We start from the raw sequence: 590 nt of genomic DNA on the forward strand, positions 1-590 counted from the left end.
TGAAAAGGGATGTTGGCCAGGTCGTAGAGGTAGATGGGGGCAAAAACCAGCGCCAATAGCCCCAGGTGCAGCAACTCCTGACGCCAGCGCAGCCGCGTCGGATCCCAGGGGGGCCGAGCCGGGGGAAACTGGGCTACATACAGCCCCACCAGTAGGATGCTCAGCAGCCAGATACCCATCTGCAGGACGTGGTAGCCAAACACCCCGTACCAGAGGGTCAGGGCTATTCCCAAGCCTAGGCCAGATCCCAGCAGAGCCGGGCGCCGGGAGGTTGCCAGGGTATCCCAAACTGCCATAGGACTGGAATAGCCTACTAGCCGCCTACCGCTGCTTGATCCCTCCTCCTTCTCAAAGCCAGTCCCTAGCCGTGCATCGGCTCCTTCTCCAGCTCCCGTTCCGGCTCCCTGAAGTTGGACGGATCGTAGAGGAAGCGGTTGACCTCATCCTCAAGGCGGTAGATCTCAAAGGGCTCCAATTGTTTTCCAGCTCGCAAGGCCAGCAGGTAACCGTCCACCAACAGCCGTAGCTCATCAGCGCGCTGATAGCCGCGATGCCAACTGTCCACCAGCGCGTCGGTTAGAGCTTGATAG

The 590-nt window shown here is 60.3% G+C and carries 1 protein-coding gene and 1 pseudogene; both read right to left on the reverse strand.

Features of this window, described 5'->3' with window-relative positions; genetic code table 11:
- A pseudogene (locus tag NW827_RS09875) lies at window positions 1–296 on the reverse strand (hypothetical protein); the annotation flags it as partial.
- Window positions 297–361: 65 nt separating this feature from the next.
- Window positions 362–590: DUF6761 family protein (locus NW827_RS09880; RefSeq protein WP_414503633.1), on the reverse strand; the 229-nt coding region annotated here is incomplete at its 5' end.

The sequence above is a fragment of the Synechococcus sp. H70.1 genome (assembly GCF_047502705.1).
Lineage (GTDB): Bacteria > Cyanobacteriota > Cyanobacteriia > Thermostichales > Thermostichaceae > Thermostichus.